Here is a 13233-nt window from a genome sequence, read left to right as displayed (position 1 = left end):
TCCCGCCTCCCATCACACCGGTCGCGCCGATCCAACATCGATGATCAGCTTACCGGCCGGGGCAGCGCGTCGGTCTCTTCGGCGACGCCAGAATGATCGTTATCGTCCGCTGCGGCCGGCGCTCTCCGGTCGGCGGGCACCACCCTGGACGCGAATACGACGCCGACGAGCAACAGCCCGATCGGCACTATCAACGCCGGTCGTAGCGCCGTCACGAAACTGTCATTGTAGACGGTGTGCGCCGCCCGGCCGGCGGCCTCGACCGCGTCCGGTGACGCTCCGCTGCGACGAACCGCGTCCAGTACCTCGCTCACCGTCTGATCCGGACCGGACGCCGACGCCTGCCGAAAGGCATTCACGAACGGTTCGCCGACACCGGCCGGCAGGGTCGGCGCCAGCGCGGCGGCCTCCTCCGGCATTCGCCGGACAAGCTGACCCTGGAGCAGGGCGATGGGCACGGCGGCGGCGAAGACCGAGGCGAGTTGGCGGGCGGTCATCATCAGCGCGGCGGCGGCCCCCGCCTGCGGTGGTCGCACGTCGTGCATCGCGATGGAGTTCATCGGGGCGAACGTGCAGCCGGCGCCGACGCCGGCCACGACGAGGCCGGGGACGAAGTGCTGCCAGGGCGTCGTGGTGCTCGAGACCCACACCACCAGTGCCATCCCGGCGGCGTAGAGGCTGAGCCCGGTCATCAGCACGTACCGGGCGCTGAGCCGGTCGCTGAGCTTGCCGGCGAAGGGAGCGACGAACGCCATGCTGAGGAACATCGGGGTCATGACGAGCCCGACCTTCAGCGGGCTGTAGCCCAGGGCGGCCTGTACGTACAGCGACAGCGGTACGGAGGTGCCGACGATGCCGATCGACAGGATCGTGGTCACGATGATCATGAGCCGGAAGTTGGTCAGCTCGAACAGCTCGAACGGCACCAACGGCGTACGGTCCTGGCGCTTCTTCTGCAGCACGACGAAGGCCACCGCCAGGACGACGCTCAGCACCAGCAACAGCGGAATGCTGAGCGGCCCCCAGATCACCCCCCACTCGAACCGGTCGCCCTCCACCAGGCCGAACGTGAGGCAGACCAGGGCGGCTGTGCTGAGGATGACGGCCTGCAGATGCAGCGGTTGCCGCCGGCCGCGTTTCAGCGGCGGCACCGCCGCCAGGCAGAGCGCGATCATGATCACGCCTACCGGGAGGTTCAGGAAGAAGACGTAACGCCAGCTCAGGAAGCTGGTGAGGGTGCCGCCGATCACCGGTCCGAGGATCGAGGCCAGTGCCGAGACCGCCGTCCACAGGCCCATTGCCCCGCCGCGACGCTGCGGCGGGAAGGTGGCCACGATGATCGACATGGACTGCGGATATACCAGGGCGGCACCGAGGCCCTGGACCGCCCGGGCGGCGATGAGCTGACCCTCGCTCTGCGCGAACCCGCACGCCGCCGAGGCGAGCGTGAACAGCAACGAACCCATGACGAACAGCCGGCGGGGTCCGTACAGGTCTCCCAGCCGGCCGGTCACGATGACCAGCACGGCCACCACGATGAGGTAGGCGTTGGCCGCCCACGCCACGGTGGTCAACGAGGCGTTGAGATCGCGGACCACGCTCGGCATGGCGATGTTGATGATCGTCATGTCGAGCGAGGTCATGAACGATGCGAGCGACACCGCCAGGAGGATGTAACGGGGATTCCCCCGGAGCGCGGTCAACTGCTTCGGTCCTCCAGAACAGCCATGGCCGCAGCGAGCGGCTCCATGAACTCCTCGTGGACGGTGATGTAGGAGATCCCGTACCGCTCGCGGCGCTGCACCAGTTGGTCGGCGATCTCCTCCGGCGTACCGATCAGGCCCGCCGGAGCCTCCAGGACCTGCTCCAGGGTGAGGTACGGGGTCCGGGTCTGCTGGGCGAACGCGGCCGCGGCCTGCCGGTCCTCGGCCAGCACCACCGCGGGGATCATGAGGTTGACCTCGATGTCGTCGAACCGGTCACCGGCCTGCTTGCGCAGGTACTGCGACCGCTCCTCGACCGTCTCGGCGGGAAGCGCCCGCCACTTCTCCGGCGTGTCGACCCGGACCACCGGGCTGAGGCCGACGATGTCGGCGTGTCGAGCGGCGATGCCGAGCACCTTGTCGCCGCTGCCCCCGATCATCAGACGGGGCGCCGCCGCGCAGTCCGACCACTGTGACCGGTCGGCGAACGAGGCCGTCAGCCGCTGGACCACGGTGTCGAGTTGCCGTACCCGCCGACCGGGTGACTCGAAGGGGATCTCCGCCTCGTCGAACTCGGCCTTCGCATAGCCGGTGCCGACGCCGACCTCCAGGCGCCCCCCGGTGAGCCGGTGCGTCGTGGCGATCTCCCGCTCCAACAGGCGTGGGTTCCAGAAGGCGGCGTTCAGGACGAACGTACCGAACAGCACGCGCTCGGTGACCGACGCGGCCGCGACGATGGACGGGAACGGCGCGGGCATGTGGAGATGGTCGGGAATGAGAATGACGTCGTAGCCCAACTCCTCGGCCCGGCGGCACTTCTTCGCCCACTCCTCGGCGCCGCAGTTGTGGTGCAGGCTCACCCCGAACCGGAAGGGCCTCACGCCCATAGCAGTCCTCCATTCACTTCGAGCACGTGTCCGTTCACGTACGAGCTCTCGTCCGAGGCGAGGAAGACCGCCGCGCTGGCGACCTCGTCCTCATGCCCGGCTCGGCCCATGGCGATGCGTTTGGTGTACATCTCCCAGAGCGCGACGTTCGGCCGCAGAGCCTCGCTCATCCCGCTGTCGATCAGCCCCGGCGAGATGCAGTTGACCTTGATGCCCTTCGGGCCGAGTTCGATGGCGCTGGTCCGGGTGAGCGACTCGACGCCGGCCTTGGCCGCGCTGTACGCCGCCGTGCCGACGGCCACGCGGGTGGCCAGGCCGGACGAGATGTTGATGATGCAACCGCCGCCGTTGCCGGCCATCACCGGGACCACCGCGCGGGTGCAGAGGAAGACCCCGGTGAGACTGACGGTGAGGGTCTCCGTCCACGCCTCCGGCGCCAGCCGCTCGACCCGCCCGTCGTGCCGTACGGCGGCGTTCGCGACCAGGACGTCGATGCCACCCATGCGCTCCGCGGCGGTCGCGACGAGTTGCTCGACCGACGCGGGATCGCTGACCTCGACCGGCACGTGGAACGACCGGTCGGGGGCGTCCCGATGCAGTTCCTCCCAACCCTTGCCGGTACGGGAGGCACAGGTCACTGTCGCGCCCTCAGCCAGGAAGTGCCGGGCGATGGCCCGGCCCAGCCCACGGTTCCCGCCGGTGATGACGGCGTTCTTGCCTTTCAGACGCATCCGATCTCCGCAGCCTTCCGAACGGTCAGTACCAGGTGAGGACGGCCGCGCCGGCGGTCATCCCCGCGCCCACCGCGGCGAGCAGCAGCTTCTCGCCACGCTGGAAGGGACGCTCCTGGTTGGCCTGCACCAGCGTGACGGGCAGGGATGCGACGCCGGAGTTGCCGAATCTGCTCACCGTCGTCGGCACCCGGTCCGGATCGATGCCGAGCTTCTTGCCGAGCCCGGCGAGCAGACGCCCGTTCGCCTGGTGGAACACGAACCGGTCGATGTCGTGCAGGCCCACGCCAGCCTTCTCCAGCGCCGAGTCGATCACCTTCGGCAGCGTCTGCAGGACGAACGCCGCGACCGCCCGCCCGTCCATCCGGGTGAACTGGCCGCCCTCGGCGTACCGTTCCGGCGTCAGCGGCAGCCGGCTGCCGCCCGCGTAGATGCCGATGTTCTCCCAGCGCGCGCCATCGGTGAGCAGGCTGGTGCTGCGGATCCCGTAGCCGTCCGGCACCGAGCCGAGGAGCAGCGCCGCGGCGCCGTCGCCGAAGAGCGCGACGGTGCGTCGATCGGTTCGGTCCACGATGGAGGACACCTTGTCGGCGCCGATCGCCAGTGCGACCTGTCCGCCGTCGTCGCGCATCAGCGCGTTCGCCAGGGCCATGTGGAAGATCACCCCAGCGCAGGCGACGCCGACGTCGAAGGCCGGCAGCGCGGGCAGGCCCAGCTTCGCCTGCACCACGGCGGCGGTCGCCGGGGACGGCTGGTCCGGCGAGTTGGTGCTGAGGAACAACCAGGCAAGCCGTTCCTGTACGGAGGGGTCGGCGACCAGGGGCGCCGCGGCGAGGACCGCCAGGTCCGAGGTGGTCTGCTCGGGCTCTGCGTACCGGCGCTCGTTGATGCCGGTCAGGTTGGTGATCCACTCGTGGGTGGCGCCGCTCCACGCACAGATGTCGTCGTTCGTCACAACGCGATCGGGGACGTAGGACCCCATATCGATGATGCCAATCGCCATCCGACCCGTCCTTCGTCTCGCGGCGGTAGAGGTGCCGATGATTGCACGGGTCAGACCGTTCGACAGGGGTGTGGACACCGCCCGAAGGCATGGGTTTAGCGGGGTTTTAGCGACCGTCCCGGTCCCGCCGGACCCTCGGCAAACCTGCCGCTGACGCGGCCACAACGGCTCGCTAAAGACCCACTTCAGCGTTCTCCCGAGCGAGCACCGGTGGCTCTACAGTGGCGCCTCGCCAGCAACCTGTCGTGCCGGCGCAGAAGGAGGTCGCCCGATCATGCCGCCCCGATGCCTGCTGATCGTCAACCCGCAGGCCACGCGGATGAACCCCTCTGCCCGCGACGAGCTCACCGACATCCTCGCCGGACTGAAGCTGGACGTCGTGGACACCACGCGGCGTGGCCACGCGGCGGAGCTGGCCCGTGCGGCGCGCCGCGAGGGGTACGACGTCGTGCTCACCGCGTCCGGCGACGGTGCGGCGAACGAGACGGTCAACGGCCTGCTCGCCGACGGTGTGGCTGACGACGTACCGGTCTTCGCCCCGCTGCCCGCCGGTGGCACGAACGTCTTCGCCCGTTCGATCGGCCTGCCCAACCGCATCAACGACGCGGCCCGTCTGGTGCGCGACGCGGTGACCGCGGGTGGAAGTCGGCGGCTGGGCCTCGGCATCGTCGGGGACCGCTGGTTCGCCTTCGTGTGCTCCTTCGGACTCGACGCGGAGATCGTGCGTGAGGCCGAGCGGCTGCGCTTCGGCGCTGGCGTCCGCCCGCCGCGGATGCCCGCCGCGGCCTACATCACCCTGCTCCTGCGGCAGCGCTACCGGACCGACCGCCGGCATCCGGCGTTGACCTTCGACGGGACGGGCGGGGCGCACGGCGAGTCCATCTTCATGGCGTTCGTCTGCAACTCCGCACCGTGGACCTTCCTCGGGGACCGGCCGGTGGCGCCCTCCCCCAGGGCCTCGTTCGACCGGGGGCTCGACGTGCTCGGCCTGACGTCACTCGGCACGCTGCCGACACTGCGGGTGGTGCGGCAGATGATGACCGCCCGGGCGTCGCTGACCGGCCCGGACGTCGTCAGCGCCGAGGACCAGCACGACCTGACGGTGCGGTCCAGCCGTCCGATCGCCGTCCAGGTGGACGGCGACTTCCTGGGGATGCGGACGGAGGCGACGTTCCGGTCCGTACCGGCCGCCCTGCCGATCCCGCTGCTAACCGGTCGCTAACACGGCCGCAGCCGCTGCGTTGCGCCAGTACACCGAAGGGTGTCGATCCGCTCTAACGTCCACCGGGAGTTCGAGTTGAAGGAGAGTGCCTGATGCCGTACGCAGAAGGTCGGGTCTACTACGACGCCGACAGCCACGTGATGGAGCGGGAAGGCTGGCTCACCGAGTACGCCGAGCCCTCCGCACGCGAGCTTCTCCGCTCCTTTGGCGCGGACAAGGTGCAGCGGGCGCGCCGCGCCGAGACCGACATCCGGCACCGCTACGACGACCAGGAACGCCGTGCGCAGGCCGAGCAGACTCTCATGACCATGAAGGGCTGGGAGAGCTTCGGCGGCACCGACGCCGGCGAACGCAGCCGCGCCCTGGACCTGCTCGGATTCTCGGCGCAGTTGGTCTTCAGCACGGTCGCGAGTGAACAGTTCTGGTACTACGAACACCCCGAGCTGATGTACGGGGGCACCCGCGCCCTGAACCGCGCGATCGTCGACTGGTGTTCGGTCGACCGGCGGCTGCTGCCCGTCGGATTCGTACCCCTCGCCGATCCGGAGCGCAGCGTTGCCGAGCTGGAGGCCGCGATCGAGCTCGGCTGCGACGGAGTCATCGTGCCCTCCGTCGCACCGCCGGAGTTCTCTCCGGCGCACCCCGCGTACGACCGCTTCTGGGCCACCCTCCAGGACGCCGACATGCCGTTCTTCCTGCACGTCTGTACGGGCGGCGCTCTGGTGCCGGACGCGTACCGCAACAACGGGCGGACCCCGCCGGCCGACTTCCTCGGCGGCGGCGAGAACATCCGGTCCAAGGACTACATGGGGATGCAGGTCCCGCCGCAGACGTTCCTGACGATGCTCGTGCTCGACGGTGTCTTCGACCGCTTCCCGACGTTGCGCTGCGGCTGCATCGAGCAGGGCGGCCTGTGGGTGGCGCCCTGGATGAAGCAGTTGGACATCGCGCAGATGGCGTTCGGCCGGACCGAGCCCGACCTGCGCGCGTTGTCGATGCGCCCGTCGGACTTCGTCCGCCGCCAGGTGAAGTTCACGGCGTTCTTCGTCGAGCCACTGGACTGGCTCATCGAGCAGGCCGGCCCGGACCTGTTCATGTTCGGCACGGACTTCCCGCATACCGAGGGCGGCACGGACCCGCTCGGCGCGGCGGAGAAGTTCCTCGCCGGCTCCGACGAGAAGGTCAAGGACCGCTTCTTCGCCGGCAACTTCGCCGAGCTGATGGGCTCCCGGGTGGCGAAGGTCCGCCCGTGAGCGGCGCGGTCACCGGTGTGCCGAACACGGTCGTGGAGGCGGCGAAGGCCGCGCGCGGCACCAAGGTGGTGCGCCTGGACTCGCTGACCGCGCTGCGCGGCATCCTCGCCGCGATGGCGTTCATGGTCCACTACACGGCGCTGCAACTCGTCGCGGTCGAGGGCGGTGGGATCGAGTTCGTGGCCCACGCCATCCCGGAGTGGGTCGCCGTGATCTCGTACGGCGGGATGAACGCGTTCTTCCTGATGAGCGGCATCGTGCTCACCTGGGTCGTCCGCAACGGCGACACCGCCCGGGTCTTCTGGCGGCGTCGGGTGTCGCGGATCTACCCGATCTACGCGACCACCACCGCCGTGGCGGCCCTGGTGCTCGTGGTGCTGGGCATGCCGCCCGGCTGGAAGAACGTGCTGTCGAACATGTTCATGGTCCAGGGCTGGGTGCCGCAGCAGAGCGTCATCTACGGGCTCAACCCGGTGTCGTGGTCGTTGAGCGCAGAGGCCTTCTTCTACCTCATCTTCCCGGTGCTCTTCGCCGCCCTGGTGCCGCTCGGCGACCGGGCCCTGCGTCGGGTCATCGTCGTAGCCACCCTGCTCGCCTGCGCACTGCCGTTCCTCGTGGGCAACATGTTCCTGGTCAAGGATGCCGGCCCGCCGTTCTTCAACACCGCACCGAGCGGCGGAGACTTCGCGTACTGGTTCACCATGGTGCTGCCGCTGCACCGCGCCCTGGACTTCACGGTCGGCGTGGCGGTGGGTCTGCTCCTGCGTCGCGGCACCTGGCGCGGCCCCGGCATCGGGGGCTGTCTCGCCATCCTCGCGGCAGTCTTCTCGGTGACGCTGCTGCTCCCCGAACGGATCCAGCGGGTAGGCGCGCTGCTGATACCGGTCGCGATACTGCTCGCCGCCCTGGCCACCGCCGATGCGAAGGGCCGCCGCTCGGTCCTGCACGCGAAGCCGCTGGTCTGGTTCGGCGAGATCTCCTACAGCTTCTATCTGACGCACCTGCTGGTGTTCCTGCCGCTCGGCCCGGTCGTGAAGGATCTCCTGGTGGGGGCCGGCGTGATCGGCTCCACCGCGGAGCGTCCGCCGCTGCCGGTCGAGCTGGCAGTCATCGTCTGTCTCTTCGCGCTCTGCACCGCGGTCGCGTGGCTGCTCTACCGGTTCGTCGAGTTGCCCGCGGCACGACTCCTGCGGCCGAAACCACCGACGGTGAAGGAGTCCGTCCGCAAGCCCGGGCCGGCAAGGCACAACGATCCCGAGGTGCTGGCGGAGCCGCTGGTCGAGGCTGATCCGACCGCCGAGACGGTGTCGATGGTTGAGGAGAAGCCCGTCGCTGACGCGGTGCCGGCCCAGCCGTCGAGCAGCGGACGCTGAGAGGAAGGGGCGGCGGCGGAACGAAGACCGCCGCCGCCCTCCCCCACTCAGCGCTTCTGGTACGCGTCCACGTACTCCTGCCCGGACAGTTCCGAGATCGCCACCATGATCTTGTCCGTCACCGTGCGCCAGTCGGCCGGGTCCTGCGAGTCGCGGTACTCGTCGAACGTCATCGGCGTGCCGAACCGGACCGTCACCGGACGCCGTCGGGGCACGCGGACACCGACAGGTTGCATCACCTCGGTGCCGATGATCCCGATCGGTACGACCGGGGCGCCGGTGGCCAGCGACAGCCGTGCCACACCCGTCTTGCCCCGGTACAGCCGGCCGTCGAGTGAGCGGGTGCCCTCGGGGTAGATGGCGAATGCCCGGCCGGCCCGGAGCACTCCCATCGCCGCCTCCAGGGACGACGACGTGGCGTCGCGGGGTCCGCCGCGCTGGACTCCCACGAACCCGAGTTCGCTGAAGAACCACCCAGCCATCCGGCCACCGAGCGACGGCGTGCGCAGGTACTCGATCTTGACGAGGTAGCGGACCGACCGTGGGGTCGCGATCGGGATGAGCCAGTTCTCGGCGAAGGACAGATGGTTCGCGGCGAGGATGACCGGCCCTCGCCGGGGTACGTTCTCCGCGCCCTCGATCACCGGTCGGTACAGGGCGCGGGCAACGGGTGAGACGATTGGCCTCAGAACCTCGTTGAGCAAGAGATGCCTCCGTCGTGATCAGTCAGCGGCTGGCCCACTGCCGAGGCAGCGGATGGAGAAGTACGAAGGCCACGCCTGCGCCGTGCGGGCAGCGGCCGAGAGCAACTCCCTGGCCGGCTGCTCGGCGAGGTCGACGCGCTCCCCGAGCCGCGCGAGCAGACGCTGCAGCGACAACAACAGCCAGCCGCCGTCGGCGAACGCGCCGCCGAACGTCGCACGGTTGGCCAACCACGTCGCCACACAGGCCGACGCCGCGTGCAGCAGACAGTGCGTGATCGCCGCGCGCATGGCCGGCAGCGACCGGGCGTCCCAGTGCGTGACGGAGGCGTACGTCTCCTCGTGGACCCGAGACAGGTGCGCCACGGTCGCCAGCAGTTCGTCGGCCACCGACGGGCGGTCCGGGCGGGCACAGGCCGTCTCGACACGTCGTACCAACCGTGGCCAGCCTTGGATCAGCTCGTCGCGTCCTTCGTTGGTGAGCCGCAGATCGGCGCCGGCGGGTTGCCAGATCGGTGCGTCCGTACTCCAGGAGAAGAGGGTGTCGAACAGGTCGTCGAGCTGATCGGCGGCAGGCTGCTCGTGGCGGCGCGCGGCGACGAAGGGCATCTGCCCGGCGATGCCGTGCAGGTTGACGTGGGTGGTTCCCTCGAAGATCGCCGCGATCGCGTGGTCGCGCTGAAGCTTCTGGAAGACGCCGTGGGCGACCCCCTCACGCAGGTAGCTGCGGGCGCCGAGGACCGTGGCCATGCTGAGCACCGTCTCGTCGCCGATGACGGGCACGAGGTACTTCGCCACCGACGACCAGAGGCTGAGGCGGTCCGGTGCCACGGTCAGGGCGCGGGCCGCGCCGACCGCGACGCATTCGGCGATCAGTAGATCGACGTGACCACGGACCAGGTGGTCGTGGATGACCGGCAGGTCCGCGATCGGCGCCCCGTACAGGCGCCGCTCGTGGCTGTAGGTCAGGGCGAGTCGCAGCGCCGAGTCCATCGTGCCGAGCGACATCGCCGGGATCGCGGCGCGGGTGATCTGAAGGGCCTTCAACACCTGGACCACCGCGATGCCCTGGTTGCCGATGGCGGCGGCGGCCGGGATGAACGACCCCTCGAATTCGATCCCGCTCAGGTCGTGCCCCCGCAGCCCGACGGTCCGGACGAAGGGCATCTCCCGGAAACTGTCGCGGCTCAGCTCCTCCTTGTCGACCAGCAGCAGCGAGAAGCTGCGAGGGCCGGTGCGGGCGCAGGTCGTCAGAAACCGGGCCCGGGTCGCGTTGCCGACCGGCCACTTCTGCCCGGTCAGGACGAAGCCTCCCGGCACGGGCTCGGCGGCCACGGAGGAGGCGAGAAGGTCGCTGCCATGGTCGGCCTCGGAGACGGCGAACGCGCTCAGGGCGCCGCCGACGATCTCCTTGGCCAGTCGTCCGCGCTGCTCCTCATCGCCCCACAACCACACCGGGTTGGCACCGAGCAGCGCGGACCCGTACATGACGGCGAAGGCCAGCGAACGCCGGGAGACGGTCCTGGCGACGAAGAGCAACTCGTCGAGAGAGCGCAGCCGACCGCCGAGGGCGGTGGGCACCAGGAACTCCGCGAAGCCCCAGTCCCGTAGGACGTCGACCGCGCCATCCGGAAGGGCGTCGCGCTCCTCGGCCTCGACGATCTGTTCGAACGAGAACGGCGTGCCACCCGCCATCGGGTCACCGAGCAGCAGGTCGAGCTCGGCGGCGATGTCGAGGGCGGCGTATCGGTGTGCCACGACGGACCCCCGCATTGATCAGTGACCAAGGCGATCAGGCTAGCCGCGCGGGCGGGGCTTCGCGATGACGGATCAACGGCGGGATAGGGCCGTGCAGGTTCGCGCTAAGCAGCGTATTAGCCGACTCCGTTACGTTGGGGACGCCGCTTGAAAGGGCGACGGTGCGTCGCTCGCTCATGCGCGAGCTCTTCACCGCCCGCGGGTTGACGACGTCGTACGCCGACCTCGGTCCGGTCGCCGCCGGCCGCCTCAGGCGGGTTCGCGCGGAGGCCGGGGTCGGCTCTGTCGGTGCTGATTGATGGGAGTGGCAGTGATCGACTTTGGAAACAGTGACTCGGCGGCCGAGCTGACGGTCTGGCTCACCGAACGCGTCGCGTTCTACCTTGACCGTGGCCCGGAGACCATCCGACCCGACGTGGACCTGGCCGAGTACGGCGTCGATTCGGTGTACGCCCTCAGCGTGGTGAGCGACATCGAGGACCGGATCCAACAGGAGGTCGACCTCGGCGCCGCCCGGCTGTACCCCACCATCGACGCGCTGGTGGGCTACCTGTTGACGCTGACCGCCCGCCGTGACGAGACAGCGGATCCCGTGGCTTCCGCCGGAGCGTGACGACCGTGCAGCTCGTTGCAATGGGCGACAGCCTCACGCTGGGGCGTGGGGATCCGGATCCGGCTGGAGGCTGGATCGGCTGGTCACGGCGGCTGGCGGGCCTTCTCGGAATCGCTGCCGACGAGGTGGTGAACACCGGTTCCGAGGGTGCCACCACGGCCGAGGTCGCGGCCGGCCAACTGGCTGCGGTACGCCAACTGCGACCGGATCTCGTCGTCATCAACTGCGGAATGAACGACGCTGTTCAGGGCACCCCACTGAGCACGGTGCGGACCGCCCTGACGGATCTGTTCACCTGGGGTACGAAGGCCGGAGCGCTCGTGCTGATGCCGGCGCTGCCGACGCCGTCGGCGAAGCTACCGGTCTCCACGTTCCGACGGCGGCGGATGGAGCGCTGGATCGCCGAGTTCGACGACCTGCTCCGTGCGGATGCGGCCCGTGGCCTGGTTGTCCGCGTCGAAGTGGCGCCGGCCGAGGCCGAGAGTATGTGGAGCGACGACGGAATCCATCTCAACACCGCCGGGCACGTGCGAGTCGCCACCGTGCTCGCGGACACCGCCCGCCGGATGTCACCGACCGTGGCCGCGGCCGGCGGGGACACCGCGTCATGACGGACGCGCCACGGGTCGTGGGAACACCGGCCCGGATCCCGGCCGGCGGCCGGTTGCTGCTGACGCCGGGGCCGGTGGCCGTCGCGCCGTCGGTGCGCCAGGCCGTCGCCCGTACCGACCTGGGGCATCGGGAGGTAGTGACCCGGCGCTGCCTGGCCGAGGTACGACGAAAGCTCGCGTCGCTGTGCGGCGGCGCGGACCAGTACACGTCGGTGCTGCTGACCGGTTCGGGGACGGCCGCGCTAGAGGCGGTGCTCTGCTCGGTCACACCGGCGGACGCCGAGCTGCTGGTGGTGTCGAACGGCCGCTTCGGGGACCGGCTGGAGCAGATCGCGGCGGTGCACAAGCTGCGGTGCGCCACCCTGCGCCTACCGGTCGGCCGGGCAGTCGATCCCGTGGCGGTGCAGCAGGCGCTCGACGCCCGCCCGACGGTCACCCATGTCGCCATGGTGCAGCACGAGACCAGCCTGGGTGTGCTGAATCCGGTGCCGGCGATCGCCCGGATCGTACGAGCTGCCGGTCCCGAGTTCATCGTGGACGGCATCAGCAGCATCGGGGCGGAGCAACTCGACCTCGCCCACGACCCGGTGGACTGGCTGGTCGGTTCGGCGAACAAGTGCATCGAGGCATTGGCGGGCCTCAGCTTCGTCTGCGCCCGGCCGGAGCGCTTCGAGTCTCTCGCCGCGATCGGCCCGCGCAGCTTCTATCTTGATCTGCACCAGCACTACCTGGCTCAGCAGCGTAACGACGCGCCGCTGTTCACGCCGGCCGTGCAGTTGCTCCTCGCTCTGGACGAGGCTCTGGCGCTCGCTCTCGACGAGGGCGTCCCTGCGCGTTCGGCCCGCTATGCCGCCCACTCGGAGCAGGTCCGGGACGGTCTGTCCCGACGGGGCCTACGGCTGTTGGTGCCCGTGCCGGACCGGTCGAGTTCGGTCACCGCGTTCGAGGTGCCGCCGCCGTTGACCGCGGCCAGGCTCTGTGACGCGATGTCGGCCGCCGGGGTGGTCATCTACCCGGCATCGTCGGTGACCCAGGAAGTGGCGATCGTCGCGACGATGGGGCAGTTGACGACCGAGGACGTCAAGCGCTTCTTCCTGGTGCTGGACGAGACGCTGGCCGCGCTCTCGCCGTCCGGGGTGTGTCGCGACGCCAGTCGTCTCGAGGCCGGCGTGCACTGAGCCGGGCACCTGGTTCCAACCCGCCCCACAATGGGAGATTCGGCGAATTCGCCCAATCAACCCGCGCCGACGGCGACTGGGATCCGACCCTGCCGCACGATCAGGCCAACCAGCGGGAACACAGTGGACAGCACCATGCCTGACCGTTACCTCAAGCTCAATACGTACCATGATCCCACTATTTGGATGCCGCATTGATC

12 protein-coding genes are annotated in these 13233 nt (G+C 69.6%); 6 read left to right on the top strand and 6 right to left on the bottom strand.

Annotation, left to right across the window (positions count from 1 at the left end):
* Positions 1-44: 44 nt before the first annotated feature.
* From HNR20_RS27720 to HNR20_RS27705, 4 genes are read right to left on the bottom strand one after another with little or no spacing between them, the layout of a single operon-like run.
* Complete coding sequence (locus HNR20_RS27720) at positions 45-1661, bottom strand: MFS transporter (RefSeq protein WP_184185719.1); 1617 nt, start codon at positions 1659-1661, stop codon at positions 45-47.
* Between the two features lie 38 nt (positions 1662-1699).
* Entirely contained in the window at positions 1700-2590 is an 891-nt protein-coding gene (locus tag HNR20_RS27715; protein ID WP_184185715.1) for a TIGR03621 family F420-dependent LLM class oxidoreductase, read from the bottom strand.
* Positions 2581-3321 carry an SDR family NAD(P)-dependent oxidoreductase gene (locus HNR20_RS27710; RefSeq protein WP_184185712.1) on the bottom strand — a complete coding sequence of 247 codons (741 nt, stop codon included), beginning with the start codon at positions 3319-3321 and terminating at the stop codon, positions 2581-2583. The genes HNR20_RS27715 and HNR20_RS27710 overlap by 10 nt, the downstream gene beginning before the upstream one ends.
* Positions 3322-3346: 25 nt before the next feature.
* Positions 3347-4324 carry a 3-oxoacyl-ACP synthase III family protein gene (locus HNR20_RS27705; protein WP_184185709.1) on the bottom strand — a complete coding sequence of 326 codons (978 nt, stop codon included), beginning with the start codon at positions 4322-4324 and terminating at the stop codon, positions 3347-3349.
* Positions 4325-4598: 274 nt separating this feature from the next.
* Between HNR20_RS27705 and HNR20_RS27700 the strand changes: the two genes are divergently transcribed.
* The 3 genes from HNR20_RS27700 (at position 4599) to HNR20_RS27690 (ending at position 8172) form a co-directional block, all read left to right on the top strand.
* Positions 4599-5546, top strand: coding sequence for a diacylglycerol/lipid kinase family protein (locus HNR20_RS27700; protein WP_184185706.1), 948 nt, complete (start codon positions 4599-4601; stop codon positions 5544-5546).
* 92 nt (positions 5547-5638) lie between these two features.
* Entirely contained in the window at positions 5639-6799 is a 1161-nt protein-coding gene (locus HNR20_RS27695; RefSeq protein WP_184185704.1) for an amidohydrolase family protein, read from the top strand.
* Complete coding sequence (locus HNR20_RS27690; protein ID WP_184185701.1) at positions 6796-8172, top strand: acyltransferase family protein; 1377 nt, start codon at positions 6796-6798, stop codon at positions 8170-8172. The genes HNR20_RS27695 and HNR20_RS27690 overlap by 4 nt, the downstream gene beginning before the upstream one ends.
* Positions 8173-8219: 47 nt before the next feature.
* Here HNR20_RS27690 and HNR20_RS27685 read toward each other — a convergent pair whose 3' ends face one another.
* Both HNR20_RS27685 and HNR20_RS27680 read right to left on the bottom strand, forming a co-directional pair.
* Complete coding sequence (locus HNR20_RS27685; RefSeq protein ID WP_184185698.1) at positions 8220-8876, bottom strand: lysophospholipid acyltransferase family protein; 657 nt, start codon at positions 8874-8876, stop codon at positions 8220-8222.
* Between the two features lie 18 nt (positions 8877-8894).
* On the bottom strand, positions 8895-10631 hold the full coding sequence (locus tag HNR20_RS27680; RefSeq protein WP_184185694.1) for an acyl-CoA dehydrogenase family protein: 1737 nt from the start codon (positions 10629-10631) through the stop codon (positions 8895-8897).
* Positions 10632-10941: 310 nt separating this feature from the next.
* Between HNR20_RS27680 and HNR20_RS27675 the strand changes: the two genes are divergently transcribed.
* Genes HNR20_RS27675 through HNR20_RS27665 form a run of 3 tightly spaced genes read left to right on the top strand, consistent with a single transcriptional unit; the run spans position 10942 to position 13033 of the window.
* Entirely contained in the window at positions 10942-11244 is a 303-nt protein-coding gene (locus tag HNR20_RS27675; RefSeq protein WP_221309943.1) for an acyl carrier protein, read from the top strand.
* A gap of 5 nt (positions 11245-11249) precedes the next feature.
* Entirely contained in the window at positions 11250-11855 is a 606-nt protein-coding gene (locus HNR20_RS27670; protein ID WP_184185689.1) for an SGNH/GDSL hydrolase family protein, read from the top strand.
* Positions 11852-13033, top strand: coding sequence for a pyridoxal-phosphate-dependent aminotransferase family protein (locus HNR20_RS27665; protein ID WP_184185686.1), 1182 nt, complete (start codon positions 11852-11854; stop codon positions 13031-13033). Before HNR20_RS27670 ends, HNR20_RS27665 begins: the two co-directional genes overlap by 4 nt.
* Positions 13034-13233: the final 200 nt, after the last annotated feature.

The organism is Micromonospora parathelypteridis, from assembly GCF_014201145.1.
In the GTDB taxonomy this organism is placed as follows: domain Bacteria; phylum Actinomycetota; class Actinomycetes; order Mycobacteriales; family Micromonosporaceae; genus Micromonospora; species Micromonospora parathelypteridis.
The sequence above is the reverse complement of the archived record's forward strand: the minus strand, read 5'-3'. Positions and strand labels throughout refer to the sequence as shown.